This is a genomic window from Achromobacter sp. RTa (assembly GCF_000757485.1).
Classification (GTDB): Bacteria; Pseudomonadota; Gammaproteobacteria; order Burkholderiales; family Burkholderiaceae_B; genus Achromobacter.
Genome location: NZ_JPYO01000042.1, coordinates 742814 through 759159, shown reverse-complemented (window position 1 = coordinate 759159; position 16346 = coordinate 742814). Strand labels below are relative to the sequence as shown.

General features: G+C 63.7%; 17 protein-coding genes and 1 tRNA gene. 4 read left to right on the top strand and 14 right to left on the bottom strand.

The annotated features are described in order from the left end of the window. Nucleotides 1-2: 2 nt before the first annotated feature. Nucleotides 3-1010, bottom strand: coding sequence for a 2-dehydro-3-deoxygalactonokinase (locus JL37_RS20995; RefSeq protein WP_043546506.1), 1008 nt, complete (start codon nt 1008-1010; stop codon nt 3-5). Between the two features lie 312 nt (nt 1011-1322). Between JL37_RS20995 and JL37_RS20990 the strand changes: the two genes are divergently transcribed. After that, on the top strand, nt 1323-2141 hold the full coding sequence (locus JL37_RS20990; protein ID WP_052097474.1) for an IclR family transcriptional regulator: 819 nt from the start codon (nt 1323-1325) through the stop codon (nt 2139-2141). 21 nt (nt 2142-2162) lie between these two features. Here the strand turns inward: JL37_RS20990 and JL37_RS20985 are convergent, their stop codons facing one another. The 4 genes from JL37_RS20985 to JL37_RS20970 all read right to left on the bottom strand — a co-directional run bounded on the left by JL37_RS20985 (nt 2163) and on the right by JL37_RS20970 (nt 4811). Continuing rightward, nucleotides 2163-2783, bottom strand: coding sequence for a glutathione S-transferase family protein (locus JL37_RS20985; RefSeq protein WP_043546505.1), 621 nt, complete (start codon nt 2781-2783; stop codon nt 2163-2165). A 16-nt stretch (nt 2784-2799) separates the two neighbouring features. Next, nucleotides 2800-3378: a 1,6-anhydro-N-acetylmuramyl-L-alanine amidase AmpD gene (gene ampD / locus JL37_RS20980; protein ID WP_081955136.1), complete on the bottom strand. Its 579-nt coding sequence runs from the start codon at nt 3376-3378 to the stop codon at nt 2800-2802. 325 nt (nt 3379-3703) lie between these two features. After that, nucleotides 3704-3967 (bottom strand): PP0621 family protein, encoded by a 264-nt coding sequence (locus JL37_RS20975; RefSeq protein WP_043546500.1) that lies wholly within the window; start codon nt 3965-3967, stop codon nt 3704-3706. Nucleotide 3968: 1 nt separating this feature from the next. Beyond that, complete coding sequence (locus JL37_RS20970; RefSeq protein ID WP_043546498.1) at nt 3969-4811, bottom strand: inner membrane protein YpjD; 843 nt, start codon at nt 4809-4811, stop codon at nt 3969-3971. A gap of 106 nt (nt 4812-4917) precedes the next feature. On the opposite strand from JL37_RS20970, the gene ffh reads away from it, so the two are divergent. Continuing rightward, nucleotides 4918-6318, top strand: a complete 1401-nt coding sequence (gene ffh, locus JL37_RS20965; protein WP_043546497.1) for a signal recognition particle protein — start codon at nt 4918-4920, stop codon at nt 6316-6318. A 168-nt stretch (nt 6319-6486) separates the two neighbouring features. Here ffh and lysM read toward each other — a convergent pair whose 3' ends face one another. The 5 genes from lysM to trmB all read right to left on the bottom strand — a co-directional run bounded on the left by lysM (nt 6487) and on the right by trmB (nt 9579). Beyond that, nucleotides 6487-6933 carry a peptidoglycan-binding protein LysM gene (lysM, locus tag JL37_RS20960; RefSeq protein WP_043546496.1) on the bottom strand — a complete coding sequence of 149 codons (447 nt, stop codon included), beginning with the start codon at nt 6931-6933 and terminating at the stop codon, nt 6487-6489. A gap of 43 nt (nt 6934-6976) precedes the next feature. After that, a complete protein-coding gene (locus JL37_RS20955; RefSeq protein ID WP_043546495.1) occupies nt 6977-7294 on the bottom strand; it encodes a hypothetical protein in 318 nt (105 codons plus the stop codon). A 295-nt stretch (nt 7295-7589) separates the two neighbouring features. After that, nucleotides 7590-7790 carry a sulfur carrier protein ThiS gene (gene thiS, locus JL37_RS20950; RefSeq protein WP_043546494.1) on the bottom strand — a complete coding sequence of 67 codons (201 nt, stop codon included), beginning with the start codon at nt 7788-7790 and terminating at the stop codon, nt 7590-7592. Between the two features lie 17 nt (nt 7791-7807). Continuing rightward, complete coding sequence (gene pip / locus JL37_RS20945) at nt 7808-8746, bottom strand: prolyl aminopeptidase (protein ID WP_043546493.1); 939 nt, start codon at nt 8744-8746, stop codon at nt 7808-7810. Further along, on the bottom strand, nt 8746-9579 hold the full coding sequence (gene trmB / locus JL37_RS20940) for a tRNA (guanosine(46)-N7)-methyltransferase TrmB (protein ID WP_043546491.1): 834 nt from the start codon (nt 9577-9579) through the stop codon (nt 8746-8748). The genes pip and trmB overlap by 1 nt, the downstream gene beginning before the upstream one ends. A gap of 173 nt (nt 9580-9752) precedes the next feature. Between trmB and JL37_RS20935 the strand changes: the two genes are divergently transcribed. Together JL37_RS20935 and JL37_RS20930 are read left to right on the top strand one after the other, a co-directional pair. Further along, nucleotides 9753-9826: transfer RNA gene (locus JL37_RS20935), tRNA-Gly, on the top strand. A gap of 499 nt (nt 9827-10325) precedes the next feature. Then, on the top strand, nt 10326-11360 hold the full coding sequence (locus JL37_RS20930) for a fimbrial protein (RefSeq protein ID WP_081955135.1): 1035 nt from the start codon (nt 10326-10328) through the stop codon (nt 11358-11360). A gap of 186 nt (nt 11361-11546) precedes the next feature. Here JL37_RS20930 and JL37_RS20925 read toward each other — a convergent pair whose 3' ends face one another. The 4 genes from JL37_RS20925 to JL37_RS30995 all read right to left on the bottom strand — a co-directional run bounded on the left by JL37_RS20925 (nt 11547) and on the right by JL37_RS30995 (nt 16272). Continuing rightward, nucleotides 11547-14174 carry a fimbria/pilus outer membrane usher protein gene (locus tag JL37_RS20925; RefSeq protein ID WP_231570403.1) on the bottom strand — a complete coding sequence of 876 codons (2628 nt, stop codon included), beginning with the start codon at nt 14172-14174 and terminating at the stop codon, nt 11547-11549. Between the two features lie 206 nt (nt 14175-14380). Next, nucleotides 14381-15133, bottom strand: a complete 753-nt coding sequence (locus tag JL37_RS20920) for a molecular chaperone (RefSeq protein ID WP_043546489.1) — start codon at nt 15131-15133, stop codon at nt 14381-14383. Nucleotides 15134-15191: 58 nt separating this feature from the next. Further along, nucleotides 15192-15758 carry a fimbrial protein gene (locus JL37_RS20915; RefSeq protein ID WP_043546488.1) on the bottom strand — a complete coding sequence of 189 codons (567 nt, stop codon included), beginning with the start codon at nt 15756-15758 and terminating at the stop codon, nt 15192-15194. A 388-nt stretch (nt 15759-16146) separates the two neighbouring features. Further along, nucleotides 16147-16272 (bottom strand): hypothetical protein, encoded by a 126-nt coding sequence (locus tag JL37_RS30995; protein WP_255352924.1) that lies wholly within the window; start codon nt 16270-16272, stop codon nt 16147-16149. Between the last annotated feature and the right edge of the window lie 74 nt (nt 16273-16346).

The window sequence follows — 16346 nt, the reverse complement described above, 5'->3', positions numbered from 1 at the left end:
TCCTAGGCGTGAGCCGATGAAGGGGAGGCGACTAGCCCCGCGCTGACGGCCAGGTGCCACAGGCCGCGCTCGGTGGCGTCCTGGGCCTGCTCGGGCGTGCCCAGGCCGTAGTGCCGCATGGCCTGGATGTAGCGCCGGCACAGCGCGGGTTCGCCGCAAAGCACGATGCGGGGCTGTTCGCCTTGCTGGCGCAGCATCTCGGCCAGCGTGGCGATTTCGTGGCCGATGAGCAGGCCCGACAGGTAGTCAGCCTGCGATTCGGGCGCGAGTTCGCCGGTCAGCCCCAGCGCGCGGGTGCTGAAGATGGTGGACAGGACGCCCGCGCGGCCCGCCGGGGCGCCGGCCACCTTCAGGCCGCGTTCGAAGGCGGCCATATCGGCGCTGGCGGCGTCCGCCATGGTCCGGCCCAGAATGGTGTGGCCGCGCAAGGCGGCGTAGACCTCGCCCGTCATGAAAGTGTCGAAATGCGTAACGCGGCCGCGGCGTGCGTTCACCCACTTGGAATGCGTGCCCGGCAGGCCGATCAGCACGCTGTCCGCGCCGGCTTCCGCCTGGTCGAACAGCACGCCGAAAACCTGGGTTTCCTCGCCCCGCATCACATTGGGCAGGCCATGGCGCTGGATGAGGCCGGGCACGATGTGCACGGGGGTGGAGCCGTTGCGATCCACCACGGTCAGCAGCGTGCCGATGCGTTCCAGGTCGACGGGCACGTCCAGGTAGGCGGCTTCCTTCCAGCCCTGGGCGCTGCCCACCATGCCGCAGGCGATAACCGGCAGCGAAGGCTCGGACCGCAGCCAATCGCCGCAAGCCTGTTCGAAGGCCAGTTCGAAGCCCGACAGCGCGGCGGTGGCCGCTCCGTCCTGCAGCGGCTGCGGCAGGCGCATGATGCCCCAGGGCAGATGGCGGGTGTCCAGGGTGCGGCCGGCCTCGTCCAGGCGGTAGGCGCGCAACGATGAGGTGCCCCAGTCCAGCGCGATGAGCGCCGCGCGGGCGGGCAATCCGGTAGTCATCAGAATCTGTCTCGGCTCTGGCCGCGGATCCGGCTGCCGTTGCGGCAGGGTTCTGCGGACCTTGTTGTCTGAGGCCCGCCGGCGCCCGGGGGGGGCACGCGAGGGCGATGGGAAAAATTCTAGATCAGCGCTTGAAAAATCTCAAAATATAGAATTAAATCCCACATAGAGGGAATTAGGGTGCGAGAAAATGCGTTGCTCATCTCTCCGCCAGCGCCCGGTATCGCCGGGAAATGGCGTCTTTTTCCCGCATGTCCGCCCGGCTGCGCCGGGTATGCTTCGTCCCTTGCTTGCCGCGCCGCCCTGACTTTCATGACCGCCACGCTTACTCCCGATCGCTCCTCCACCCTGGACCCTGACGCCGCCGCGCCCGCCGGAACGCAGACACTGATGCGCGGCCTGGCCGTGGTGCAGGCCGTATCGGAAGGCGCGCGCGACCTGAAGGAGATCTGCGCCCGCATCGGGGTGGCGCGCAGCACCACGCACCGGCTGGCCAGCTGCCTGGTGCAGGAGCGCTATCTGCGTTCCTTGCCCGGCGTGGGCTATGTGCTGGGCCCGAAGCTGATCGAATTGGGATTCCAGGCGCGCGAGGCCTTTCCGATGGCGACGCTGGCGCGCCCCTACCTGGACGACCTGGCGGAGCTGACGGGCGACACCATCCACCTGGCCGTGCGCGACAACGACGAGGTGCTGTACCTGGAGAAGATCCCCGGCAAGAAGGGCTTGGAAATGCGTTCGCGCGTGGGCCACCGCATGCCGCTGGCCGCCACCGGGGTAGGCAAGGCGCTATTGCTGGATGCCGAAGAGCCGCAATGGAAGGCGCTGCATCGCATCGGCGCGCCGGTATCGTCGCGCGCGCCCGGCGGCAGCCAGAACTGGGAAGCCTTCCGCGAACGGATGCGCGAATATGCGGCCAACGGATATGCCTTCGACCTCGAAGACAACGAGCCGTCGATCCGCTGCGTGGCCGCGCCCGTGCGCGACGCATCCAGCGGCATCGTGGCCGCGATCAGCGTGTCCAGCACGGTGCCGTACATGTCGCTTGAGCGCATGCGCGAAATGGTCGCCGTCGTGCAGGGCGCGGCAGCGGGGATATCCGCGGAACTGGGATGGAAGGTGGAGCGCGCCTGAGCCGGCGCGCCCGGGCGCCTTTTACTCCAGCGGCAGCGTCAGCACGCCCTGCGGCGCGGGGCGCATCATGACGCGGCGGTACCAGGCGGACAGCGCGGGCGTGTCCGGACGCTCGATCGGCAGCGCCAGCCAGCGGTGCGCCGAGCAGACCAGCGCGATGTCGCCCATGGTCAGGTGGCGGCCGGCGATGAATTCGCGGCCTTGCAGGGCCTGGTCCAGGATCAGGGCGCGCGCATTCGAGCGCTTCACCGAATTCTCAATGGCGGCCTTGTCGCGCTTTTCTTCCGGCGTGCGGATCAAGCCCAGGAAGGCCGGGCCCATCACGCTCTGCCATTCCGTGGCCTGCCAGTCCATCCAGCGATCGGCATCCGCGCGCAGGCAGGCGTCTTCGGGCCACAGCGTGCCCACGCCGTAGCGCGAGGCCAGGTAGCGCACGATGGCGTTGGATTCCCACAGCACGAAGCCGCCGTCGTCGATGACGGGAACGGTGCGATTGGGATTCAGCTTGGCGAATTCGGGCGTGTCGACCACGCCGAACGGCCCGCCGGCCTGCGTGAAGGAGTGCGGCAGCGCGAGCTCGCGCACGGCCAGCATGACTTTCTGAACGTTGACGGAAGTCAGGCGTCCCCAGATCTTCAACATAACCAGTCCTTTGGTATCAGGCGGGCGGCAACTGCCGCCGCGCAAAACCGCAATCGCGCGAAAAGCGCGTCCAGTTGAAAGCGGGCCCGGGGTCCGTCTTGCGCCCCGGGGCGATGTGCTCGTGGCCCCAGGCCGCGGCCAGGGGATAGCGCGCGCGCAGCGCGGGCGTCAGCTTGCGCAGCGCCAGGTACTGCCCGTCGGTGTAGGGCAGGGTGTCGGTGCCTTCGAGCTCGATGCCGATGGAAAAGTCATTGCAGCGTTCGCGGCCCGCGTAGCGCGACACGCCCGCGTGCCACGCGCGTTTCTCGGTGGACACGAACTGGACGATGCGGCCGTCGCGGCGGATGAAGAAATGCGCCGACACCCGCAGCCCGCGCAAGCGTTCCAGCCAGGGGTGCGAGCCATAGTCCAGCGTGTTCAGGAACAACCCGGCGACTTCAGGCCCGCCGAACTGCCCGGGCGGCAGGCTGATGTTGTGCAGCACGAGCAGCGACACCTGCGCGCCCGCGGGCCGCGCGTCGCGGTTGGGGGAGGGCAGGAGCGAAACGCCCGGGGCCGGCGCCAGCCAGCCATGACGATCCAGTAGCAAGGCCATGGGAAGAACGCATGTGTGTAGTCCAACATGCATTATGCCGTGGGAAAAGGCAGGGTTCTATTTGCGGTGGCCGAGGGGGTGTCAGACACCCTTTGGGCGCTCGCGCAGTGCGAAGGCTGTCTCGCCAGGGTGTCAGACACGGGAGAGTAGTGTCAGATGTCAGACGTGGAGAGCGAGAGGCATCAGGTGTCTGCCATGGAGAGCGCGAGGTGTCTGACACCCCAGGAGAGGCGCTACAAGCCGCGCCGCCGCCCCAAGGGTGTCAGACACGCTCCACGGGCACCAGCCGTGTCAGACACCCTCCACGGGCGCCAGCCGTGCCTCCTCAATGCTTCCCTGGCCCCAGCCGCGCATGTTCCGCGTTGCACCAGGTCTGGCCGCCCTGCAGCAGCGCCTCGGAACGCGGTAGATGGATGCCGCAGTGGGCGCAGCGCACCATGGATTCCACTTGCCGGGGCTGGGACGCCCGGCCGCGGGTGGCGCGTCCGCCCTGGGCGCCGGCCTGCTTGGCTGCCGCCATGCGGCCGGCGATGCGGGCGGCGAACAGCACCACGATGACCAGAAAAATCCAGAACAGCAACTTGCCCACGTCAACCTCGGTGCAGAATCATTTCCAGCACGAACCGGCTGCCGGTATAGGCCAGAATCAGGAAACCAAAGCCCGTCAGCGTCCAGCGCAGGGCGACGCGGCCGCGCCAGCCCCAGACGTGGCGGCCCGCCAGGAGCACCCCGAACGTCAGCCAGGACAGCAGCGTGAAGACGGTCTTGTGGTCGAAAGGCAGGACCTTGCCCGTCAGCTTCATGGACGCCACCGATCCCGTGGCCACGGCCAGGGTCAGCACGACGAAGCCGATCCAGATGATGCGGAACAACAGCTGTTCCTGCACCAGCAGCGGCGGCTGGGAATCCAGGACGCGGCCCACGATGCTGCGTTCGGCCGGCGCGTCCAGCGGGCGGTGCAGGTGGCGGTCCAGCAGCGCCATCAGCATGGCATGCAGGGCGGCGATGGTGATCAGGCCATAGGCCGCCAGCGCGATCATCAGGTGCACGCGCAGCCAGGTGTCGTTGGCGTGGGGCACGTATTGCCCCTGCGGGAAGAGGGCGGCCAGGCCGCTGGCGAGGGTGGCGGCGGGCAGCAGCAGCAATTGCAGGCCGTCTATGCGCACCACCAGGCTTTCCAGCCAGAACACCACCATGCCCAGCCAGATGGCGGCGGACAGGGCAAGCGCCCATCCTATGAACAGATGCTGGGCGCCCAGCATCGATTGTTGCAGCCCGATTCCTTGGAGGACCAGGGCTCCCAGCAGGCACATCCGGGCTATCCTGCCCGTCTGTTCCACGCCGCCGGCGCCGGCCAGGCGGATCCAAAGCGACCCCCCGAGCACTGCGTACGCCAGGGCAGCCGCCGTGTGAAATACAATGCCTAGTGACATAGAAACCGTTGTCTGGATGGGGCCTTGGGGTGCGTGCCACCCGAAAGCGCGCAATCCGCGCCTGCGGCCACCGTTCAATCGACTAGTTTAAGCGGAAACGCCTCTCATGCTCGATAACCTAACTCAACGCCTGTCGCGCGTCGTCAAGACGCTGCGCGGGGAAGCCCGCCTGACCGAGGCCAACACCCAGGAGATGCTGCGCGAAGTGCGCATGGCGCTGCTGGAAGCCGACGTGGCCCTGCCCGTCGTGCGTGAATTCGTCGCCAGGGTGAAGGAAAAGGCGCTGGGCGAAGAAGTCGCCGGCAGCCTCAGCCCCGGCCAGGCCCTGGTGGGCGTCGTCCACAAGGAACTGACCTCCCTCATGGGCGGCGACCTGGGCGCCGATTCCGGCGAGCTCTCGCTGGCCGTGCAGCCGCCCGCCGTGATCCTCATGGCCGGCCTGCAGGGCGCGGGCAAGACCACCACCACCGGCAAGCTGGCGCGCTGGCTCACCGAAGGCCAGCACACCCAGCACGGCCGCAAGACCGGCAAGAAGAAGGTGCTGGTGGTGTCCGCCGACGTGTACCGTCCGGCCGCTATCGACCAGTTGAAGAGCGTCGCGGCGCAGGTCGGCGTGGATTTCCTGCCGTCCGACCCCAGCCAGAAGCCCGAAGACATCGCCCGCAACGCCGTGGACCACGCGCGCCGTCATCATTACGACGTGCTGATCCTGGACACGGCCGGCCGCCTGGGCATCGACGAGGCCATGATGCGCGAGATCCGCGCGCTTCATGACCTGGTCAAGCCGGTGGAAACGCTGTTCGTCGTGGACGCCATGCAGGGCCAGGACGCGGTCAACACCGCGCGCGCCTTCGCGGACGCCCTGCCGCTGACCGGCGTGGTCCTGACCAAGCTCGATGGCGACGCCCGCGGCGGCGCCGCTCTCTCGGTCCGCCACGTTACCGGCAAGCCCCTGAAGTTCGTCGGCGTTTCGGAAAAACTGGACGGCCTCGAGCCTTTCCACCCCGAGCGCATGGCGCAACGCGTGCTGGGCATGGGCGACATCGTCTCGCTCGTCGAGCAGGCGCAGAAGAACATCGACATCGCCGAAGCCCAGAAGCTGGCCGCGAAGATCAAGTCGGGCAACAAATTCGACCTGAACGATTTCCGCGACCAGCTCGGCCAGGTGAAGAAGCTGGGCGACATGGGCTCCCTGCTGGAAAAGCTGCCTGCCCAGTTCCAGCAGGCCGCCGGCCAGCTTCAGGGCGGCCAGGCTGAGAAGCAGCTGCGCCGCACCGAAGGCATCCTGAACTCCATGACGGCGGCCGAACGCGCCAAGCCCGAACTCATCAAGGCGTCGCGCAAGCGCCGCATCGCAGCCGGCTCCGGCGTGCCCGTGCAAGAGGTCAACCGCCTGCTGGCTCAGTTCGATCAGATGCAGGGCATGATGAAGCAGATGAAGAAGGGCGGCATGGCCAAGATGATGCGCGCCATGGGCGGCATGAAGGGCCTGGGCCGCTTCCGATGATTCCGTGTGTCTGACACCTCGCGTGTCTGACACCGGCAAACTTCAGGGCCATCGCCAAAAAAATGGCCAGACGTTGCATCTGGCCAAGTGATCGCGGCAAGCAGGGGGCGCTGCCGCGATGCAAGCCGGAAAGCGCATGGGTGCCTTCCGGCTTGTTCGCGTTGGGTGTCAGGCCAAGGGCGGAATGCGCAGGACCTGGCCCGGATAGATCTTGTCGGGGCTGGTCAGCATCGGCTTGTTGGCTTCGAAGATCAGCGTATTTTTCGCGCCCTGGCCCTTGCCGTACTGCGCTTCCGCGATCTTCCACAGGTTGTCGCCCTTTTGCACCGTGTACATCTTGGCTTCGGGCGCGGCCTGCTTCACTTTCAGTTGGTTGTCCACCTGGGCGACGCCTACGGTATTGCCCAGGGCAAGCGTGATTTTCTCGGCCGCTTCCGTGCTGAGGGCCTCGCCCGCCACCGTGACCTTGTCGCCGTCGACCGAGATCTGCAGACCGTCGGCATTCAGGCCGTGCTTGTCCAGCTCTTTCTTCAATTCATCCGCCGTCGCGGCCTTGGCCTCGCTGGCGCCGAAGAGCTTTTCCCCAACGTCCTTAATGAAATTGAGCAGACCCATAGTGTTTCCTTTATCTATGTTGCGGTGAGAAAACGAAGTGCCATCAGGGCTTGTGGCCCACGAACATCTTGCGCACGATGCCGGCGATCAAGGTAAGCACGGCCCCACCGACGCCGCCGCCGACCACGCTACCGGCTATCGCTGAAAGATCCAGCCCCGCATTGCCTGCTGCAACCGCTCCGGCTCCCGCGGTGATCATGGGGGCCAGCCAGGAACCCCCCGCCAGGCCGCCGATGGCGCCCGCGATGGTGTTGCCCAATGGCCCCAGATTGAACTGCTGAAGCATTTTCCCCAGACCGTTGCCCCCGGCGGCGCCGGCGACAAGCTGGATGATCAGGTTGACGATGACTGCGGTGTCCATGATGCCTCCTCTGCCCCGTGGGGCGATGTGCAACGCTAGAACAACAGCAAGACAATAGTGCGAAACCAGCAGGAACGATTATGACTCGCAGATTCCCCATGCGACGAGGGGTTAACGTGTAACAGGTTGCTAGCCTGTTGGCAGACTACGCAAGAATGCTGGCCACTTTGCAGGGAATGCGCATGCGTGGACCTAAACCGCATCCGGCAGCGGGCTACATGCGACGAGGGCCGCTATATCAGCGGCCCTCGTTTGCAATGCTTCGGCGCGCGACAAGGCGCGTGATGCGCGGGCTTCAGCCCCCGCCCACGGCCACCACGATCTCGATCTGGTCGCCATCGGCCAGCGGGGTCTGCGCGTGCTGGCTCTTGGGCACGATCTCGCCGTTGCGTTCCACGGCCACGCGCTTGCCGGCATAGCCCAGGGTCTCGAGCAGTTCATTCACGGTCGTGTCCAGGGGGAACTCCCGGGCGTCTCCGTTCAGGGTGATGTGCATGCAGGTCTCCTTGCCGGTTAGCGCGCGTAGGCGTCGGTCGCGCCGATCAGCCGCGCCAGCGTGCCGGGTTCATCAAATGCGTGGCCCGCGTCCGGGACCAGGTGGAAGTCCGCTTCGGGCCAGGCTCGGTGCAGGTCCCACGCCGTGCGCGCGGGAGTGCAGACGTCGTAGCGGCCCTGGACGATGGTGCCGGGGATGCCGCGCAGCTTGTGGGCGTCGCGGATCAACTGGCCTTCTTCCATGAAGCCGCCATTCACGAAATAGTGGTTCTCGATGCGGGCAAAGGCTAGCGCGGCCCGGTCGGCGGCGTGGCTTTGCTGGTGGCGGGGGCTGGGCAGCAGCGTGATGGTGCTGTCCTCCCATTTGCTCCATGCCTTCGCGGCGCGCAATTGCTCGGCCGGATCATCGCCCGTCAAACGCTTGTGGTACGCCGCCACGAGGTCGCCCCGTTCGCTTTCCGGAATGGGCGCCAGGTATTCTTCCCAGCGGTCGGGGAACAGCCACGAGGCGCCTTCCTGGTAGAACCATTGGATCTCGGCGCGGCGCAGCCCGAAAATCCCGCGCAGCACCAGCTCGCTGACATGGGGCACATGCGTTTCCGCATAGGCCAGCGCCAGCGTCGAGCCCCACGACCCGCCGAACACGAGCCACTTCTCCGCGCCCATCACCTCGGTGCGCAGGCGCTCGATGTCCGACACCAGATGCCAGGTGGTGTTGTTTTCGAGGCTGGCATGCGGCTGCGAGCGGCCGCAGCCGCGCTGATCGAACAGCAGCACGTTATAGCGCTGCGGATCGAACAGCTGGCGATGCACGGGCGAGCAGCCGCTGCCCGGGCCGCCATGCAGGAACACGGCCGGCTTGCCCTGCGGATTTCCGCAGAGCTCCCAATAGATCTGGTGGCCGTCGCCGGTATCCAGCGTGCCTTGGCGGTAGGGTTCGATGGGCGGATAGAGCATTAGGCGACTCGCTTGAAGATCAGGTCCCAGACGCCGTGGCCCAGCCGCAGGCCGCGCGTCTCGAATTTGGTCAGGGGGCGGTAGTCGGGGCGCGGCGCATAGCCGTCCTCGGTATTCGCAAGCAGCGGTTCGTTGCTCAGCACTTCAAGCATCTGGACCGCGTAATCTTCCCAGTCCGTCGCGCAATGGATGTAGCCGCCGGGCGCAATGCGGCTGGCCAGTAGCGACACGAATGCCGGCTGCAGCAGGCGGCGCTTGTGATGCCGCTTCTTCGGCCACGGATCGGGGAAATAGACATGCACGCCGGCCAGCGAGTCGGGCGCGATCATGTCGCGCACCACCTCTACGGCGTCGTGCTGGATGATGCGCAGGTTCTGGATGCTGGAATCTTCAATACGGCGCAGCAGCGAGCCCACGCCGGCGTTGAAGACCTCCACGCCCAGGAAGTTGTCGCCAGGGCGGGCCAACGCGATTTTCTCGGTGGTCTCGCCCATGCCGAAGCCGATCTCCAGCACTGTCGGGGCCTGGCGGCCGAACGCCGCGGCCGGATCCAGCCAGCGAGGCGCGTAGGGGATGGACCACTGGCCCATCAGGCGTTCCAGCGCGGCCTGCTGACCTTGCGTGATATGGCCACGGCGATGCACGAAGCTGCGGATATGCGTGGCGCCCGGGCTGTTGGGCGCATGCGCGGCGCTGGCCAGGGCGGCCTGCGTCTGGGGGGAAACGGCGGCGGGCGCTTCGCCGCCGCCGGGCGTTTCGGCGGGCTTCACGGAAGCCGGGGCCGGCGCGGCCGCGGGCGTCGCGGGGGGATTCTCGGGGGTGTTCGTATTCATAGCCCGAATTGTAGTGGGAGGCTGGGGCGACGGGTGTCGCCCAGACGCACTAAATTAGGGACATATTTAGCATGGCGGCCGAAAAGCCGTACGGCCATCGCGCCCGGCAATGAAATTCCCGCGCTATAATCGCCGCCTCTGCTCTGGCTTTGCGCCACGGGCACGACACCCGAGCGGGTGTAGTTCAATGGTAGAACGGCGGCTTCCCAAGCCTCAAGCGTGGGTTCGATTCCCATCACCCGCTCCAGATCATCTTTCCACGGAAAGCACCAAGTCACTGAATCGACGGGTCGTTGAGGCTTTTTGATTATCCAGTGGCCCATTCCTACGCTCTTCATCACCGCGATGGCCCATATGGATGCTGTCCGGGGAGTGCGGGCTACCCCATCGAGCATGATGGGCGCCTCACCGAGTTGGCTGGATCGCCGTTCGCTTCGAAAGAACAGAATTATCTGCATTTCATCGCGGCGGATGCAAACGGCAGATTCGTTTACGTCGCCAATCAGAAAGAGGCTTCAGAAGGCAGGAAACGAGACTATATCCTGGCCTTTGCGATTCAGGCAGACGGGTCCTTGGCCGAAGTTCCAGGTTCGCCGTTTCCCACGAACGATTTTCCTGGGCCCCAGACCGTCAGCCTGGCCGCCTCCATGAGGTGCCGGACTAGGTCCGATTTTTAAGAATCTTCCTAGTTAAGGCCATTGCTGTCCAAAATAAAATATTCCAGTAAAAACCAAACTGGACCGCCGATGCGTTTCGCAATCCATGCACTGAAAAAAACAAGATCGATAATTGCGCCGGCTTGTTTTTCATTATTATTGTCCTCGCTATCCGCGACGGCAAGTGCGCAACAGGATTTTTGCTACGTTAAACGCAGCGACGGGCAAATCGTCAAGATGCTGGAATACGTGTTCCCAACCTTTAATACGGAGGAATTCGATCCAAATCTTCCCGACGGCCACGTCATCCATAGAAGCGCCGGCAATGCCATCGGTCTCGGCGGCACAGCCTATTGCAAGGGTCGGATTGGTCAGGTTGCTTATTATGTCGCCACGTCCATCCATCAAGACCGTTACAACACCTTCAAGACCAACATAGCCGGCATCGGCATGCGGATCAGGGGCGGCATCAATAGCAGCGAATGGTGGCCTCAATACGACGTAGGAGTGGGAAACAGCTGGGACATGATTCCTGCCGCCAACTTCACGGTCGAACTGGTAAAAACCGGCAAGATTACCGCCGGCGGGGAAATATCCGGAATGATCGGCGGAACCATGTTCGTTGAAACCGGTTATCTGGCCAGAAGCCTGCGGCTGTCGGCGCCCATCGTCATCAAGCCCAGGGTGCCGACGTGTGAATTGAAAACCACCGTAGTCCGGGTGGACATGGACAAGGTTCTCGTGAGCGATTTGCAGGATGGCCGGACGGGTCCGCTGAAGGACTTCGAGCTGAAGCTGTCTTGCTCGGGAGGCGATCCAGACACCACCACCCGGATGTACATCACCTTCACCGATGCAAGCGACTCCAGCAACAGAACCAGCACGCTGTCTTTAAGCAAGGATTCCACCGCGAAGAACGTCGGCCTGGAAATACTCCGCAGCGACAACACCCTGGTCCGCTATGAATCCGAATTGGGGGGAGCCAACCAGTGGCTGGTTGGCGAATACGGGAATGTCGAGGTAAACATTCCGCTTCGGGCCCGATACATTGGAACCTCCGCGAATCAGGCGCCCACGCCGGGCAGCGCGAACGCCTATGCAATCTTCACCATGAACTATAAGTGATCGCTTGATACTCGCCCGCTCCCTGGCTGGCGCAATTGCCAGCCTTCGGGCATCGCGGCATGTAGCTTATCGCCCCGCTGATTGCGCCCACCTCCTCAAGAGGCCGGGCGCGATTTTCATGTGCCCATGAACATTGACCGGACATAAAAAAAGGCGGGAAATTTCCCGCCCCGCCCCGCCTAGCCTTTACGATGCTTCGGGCGCTGCCCTGCCGGGCTTGCGTATCGCAAGCGAGCCCGGCACATCCTGATCCAAGACGGGGGGAATGGGCTGGGCGCATTCCAGCGTGAGCCGCTGGTAGTTCTCGCCCTCGACTTTGGGCGGCAGCGCATAGGCGACCCGGCAGGTTGCGCCGCTCCAGCGGACGTCGATCTCACCATGTTCGCGGTCACCCGGCAGCAATGTAAGGACGCGCCCCCGCGGGTCGGTAATGCCAAGCCGCCGGCCATCCCAATCATCGACCGTTGCGCCGAATGGCAGAGGCTTGCCTTCGGCAGTGCGTAACTCGAACTGCACCCGGCGCCCGGTATCCGCCTTGAATTCTACGAGACCCGCCGCGCCGCGCGTGGGCACGGCCAGCTGCATGCCGTTGTGGATATCGATATTCTTGGCAAGGCCTTCAGTATTGATGCTTACCCAGTTGCCCCGGAAGGGCGTGGCGCTGGGAATGATCGCGTAGCCATTCCGGCCCGTTTCCACGCCGGCAAAACTGGAAACCGCCACGCCCGAGACCGGCGGCTCGACCTTGGCGAGCAGGAACGTTTCGCCCAGCCCCTGCCCGAGGTTGACCCCGCCCGCATGCGCCACAACGGAGCCGGACGCGGAAAAATTGCTTGCACGGTATTGGCTGCCCTGGGTATAGCTTGCGCTCAAGCGGCCGAACGACGTTGCCGTGCCCATGCCGATCGATCCATCGTACTGCCCGTCGGCATCGCGGCTGCCGGTAACGGTATAGGTCACTTCACGCTCGATGGGTAACAGCCCGGAAACGCCGGCCTGGGCGCTGGTCCCCTGGCTTTGCCGGCTCATCGTGGCGAACGCATGCGAGGAGTTTCCCTGGCTGCCAAGCGGAATGCTGAGCGTGAGCATCAAGGTATTATCGCGACGCGCCGTCGAGCCGCCGCGCCAGGAAGCATAGACATTGCGAGACTGGCTGTATGACAGGTTGTAGGTGACTTTCCCTACCGTATTGTTATAGGCCAGCGAGAGGCTTCGGGACGAGGTGTCGTCCCAGTTCTTTCCATAGGATCCATTCAGATAGACATAGCCGCGCCCCACCGGTTGCGCCAGGCTCGCGTCGACGCGCTGGCGCGTTCCCGATCCAAGGTTCCATCGGGATCCGGCACGGTTCTGCCTTCGCTGCACATGATCCGAGAGCGTGCTGAATCCTTCGCGCAAGCCGCGTTGGACATTGACCGACACGTTGGAACCCGTAGCCTCGACAAATTTGGCGTAACGCAGATTGACGCGGTCTCCGCTCGTTTTCGCCCCGGCCGAATCGCTGCGAGAGTGAATGCCATCCACGGAAATGGCGCCCAGCCGAGTATTGAGCCCGGCTCCCAAGGAAATGGACTGGTATCCCGAAGACGCCTGCGCTCCGGCGGCTATGCTTGTGTCCGCCGTCACGCCATATATCATGGAGCCGCCGAGGAAGTTCGGCCTTTCGCGCAGCCTGTCATTCAGGCGGATCTGTCCGGCCGCGACGTCATACTTTACGCGGCCTTGCCGCACCATCAGCGGCGGGCTGGAAAAAGCTTGCCGCAACGTTCGACGGCTGCCGTTTGCTTCAATAATCGTGATTTCAAGATCGCCATTCGCGCCTGAGGGCTGCAAATCGGTAATGGCAAACGGCCCCGGCGAGACGCTCGTGGTATAGATCAAATAGCCGTTCTGCCGGATTTCGATGGTGGCGTTGCTGTCCGCGCTGCCTCGGACCACAGGCGCGTAGCCTTGTTCGTCGTCGGGACGCATGGCGTCGTCAGAGGCCAATTGCATGCCCAGGAAGCGAAAGCTGTCGAACAAGGAAGAATACGTATACGTTTCTCCTAGCACCATCTGGCTCTTGATGGAGCTGAACCCTCGCTGCAGGTAGGTGTTCTGACTTTTGAAGCGAGTCTGCCGCCCGCTGCCCGACGTGAGAAAAGAGTCGTTGCGCAAGCGCCAAGCGCCAATGTTCACACCGGAGCGCAGGCTTGCGGTGAGATCGCGCCCCGAATGGCGGCCGCGCGCGTGATTCTGACGCACATTGAGGCTGTAATTGAGAAAACCCACATTGGCGCCCGAATCCCAGAGAGAGGGATCGATATAGCCGCGATGCAGCGACGTCATGTACGTCTGCGGCATGCTCGCGGTGAGCCGCAAGTTGGCCATGTCATACACCACGCTCGCATCCGGCGCCACATCCGGCAGGCGAATGCAGGTCTCGGTTTTGTCTGGGGGATTGGGCAGCTTGGCCAGATCCACCCCGGCTTGCACCAGCATCTGCGCGGTAAAACACGGCTCGACGTCCCCGGTCTTTTCATTGAGGGAGAACTCGACGTCCAGGCGGCCGGCCAGCGTCTGGTTCATGTACAAGTCGACGCGCTGAATGCCGGGCGGCACGCCGGTGCCTGCCAGCAACGACCGCAGGTCCGCGGTGGATGTCATTCCGTACAGGAAGGCCGTGTTGAAACCCACCGTCACGGGGGTGTCCAGAGCCGCCACTTGCACGGGCCGGCCCTGCTCGTTCTGCGATACGGATGGCTTGCCTTCGGGCTGCGCGGCCGGCGAGGGCGCGGCCCATGCCGCGCCGCCCATTGCCTGGAGCGCGCACACTACCGCGCTCAGCAAGGGGCGTAAGTGAAAGCGGCTCGGCGGGTAGTGGCAATAGCTCGGCATAGGGTACGACCGAAATCAGGAACAGAGCCAAAAAAAAGGCGCAAAAAGGCCTTCCCTCGCCGCAATGCGGCGAAAGCTCCGTTTACAGGTAGTGGATAGGTGACGGACGGATTACGCAGGCATGGCGCGGCGCCCGGCAGGATCTAGTCGGCGTTCACCACGATGGGTACGCCCGCCGAGGCGCCGGAAAATTCGACCCGGTAGTCCTCGATACCGCCAAAATCGTTGATGATCTTGTAAGCCAGCTTGGAACCATGCCCGACGCCATCGGCCGGGAGCATTCGCGTTTCGCCGGGCTTGATCATTCCCGGAGCGGGCAGTTCCTTTCCTCCGGCAATCCCGAGATAGCTGAACGACACGTGATACATGCTGGGATTCGTAACCTGCAGCGCGGCGCGCCCAGATTCCTGAACCAGCTCCCATCGCAAGGCGCCAGGCGCGTCAGCGACAGCGCCGGTCATGGAGGCCGGGCGGAAGAAAACCTTGATGCGTTGGCGTACCGCGATTTGCAATTGGTTTTCCTGATTTGTGGACTGGGGAATTTCCTGCACGTTCAACCACACCACCGATTCCCGGTCGGCGGGCAAGCGGCTATCGCCACCGGCGTACAGCACGCGCATCAGCTGTTGGCCATTGGGCGCAACCTTGGCCAGCGGTGGCGTCACAGCGAACGGCAGGTCATCGGTGGCGTTGGAGGCATCGGAATCCAGCCAGGCCTGGATGAGAGTGGGACTGCCGCCGTTGCGCACCGAAATGGAGGCTTCCTGCTTGCTCTCCTGAACCACCAGTCGGGTAGAACTCAAGGAAATCGAGGCCTCGGCAGGAACGGCCAGCAAAGCGCCACCGGCAACGAGGCTGCCGGCCATTACGCGTTGGAATAGGGGAAAGAATTTCATTGCGCTCCTTTCTTGCCGCTGTATGCCGCCATGTCGTCATACAGCGGCGGATCGTGATTTACTCGTACTTCAGGGTGTAGGCCACCGTAGCGTTGGCGGTACCCGCGACGACGTCTGCCACGGTCTTGGTGTTGACCAGGGTGTAGTACGCCTTCAGGGGCACGCTGTACTTGCCAGCAATCGGACCGTCAGCCAGGACGTCCACGGAGCCGGTGGCGAAGTCCAGCGGCGTGTCGTTGCGAACCAGCATGACCTGCACGTTCTGGGCGCCGCCAGTCACGGCGATACCCTTGCCGGACTTGGCGCTGGGGGTCAGCGTCATCGTGACCTTGGTGCCGGTGGCGCATTGGATTTCCAGGTCCAGGCCCTTGGCGACGGCGCCGATCAGCGTGCCCGAGGAGCCAGGATTGGCTTCGGTGCCCAGCGAGCTGGCGGAAACCTCGCCCATGTCTACCGACAGGGTCTTGTTGGTAGTGTTGCCGCTCGAGCTTGTCATGACGCACGTATCGGCGTTGATGCTGCCCTTGAACTCGATGTAGCCTTTGGCGCCCTCGGTGGGAGCGGCATGCACGCTTGCCGCGCCAAATGCGGACAGAATAGCCATGCCGAGAAGAATTTTTTTCATGATGATGATTTCATAGAAAAAGTGACGGACGCACGTGCGAGAACGTGCACGGAGAACACCGGCATACCTATGCATGCAAAACCAGGCTGCCGGCACGCTTGTTGAAAGCGTGGCCAAATTCTATTTAGATGGGCGGGAAAATAATCTAGGAATATTCTTAAACTCATGTATGAGCAGCGAGAGATAACTCTGCTTTAAATCCAAAATTCCATCTAATTATTTCGGTGCAAAGAAACAATTCAACCCATTAATTTCAAGAATCAAGGATTCGCCCGAGATACATCCAGGCATGTGGAATATGGAGGCTCATGCAAAACGAAACTCGCAGGGGCGTCCGGCCTACCGTATTTGAGGAGGCGTTTTCCGGTTTTGTATTCCTGGTTTACCGCTACATTCCAGGGCGGATCGCTGCAGCGTCCAGCAGGTCCTGGAAGTGCTGGCCGTACTCTTGCGGCACGGCCATCAGGGGATAGGCGTCGCCTCCGGTGTCCAGGCTGACCAGTGGAGCAGCCAATACAGCGTCAGCGGCAGCATGAAGGTTCCCTACATGCTTGTTGTTGGCCGCGATGGTGATGGAAAGCGCGGCCC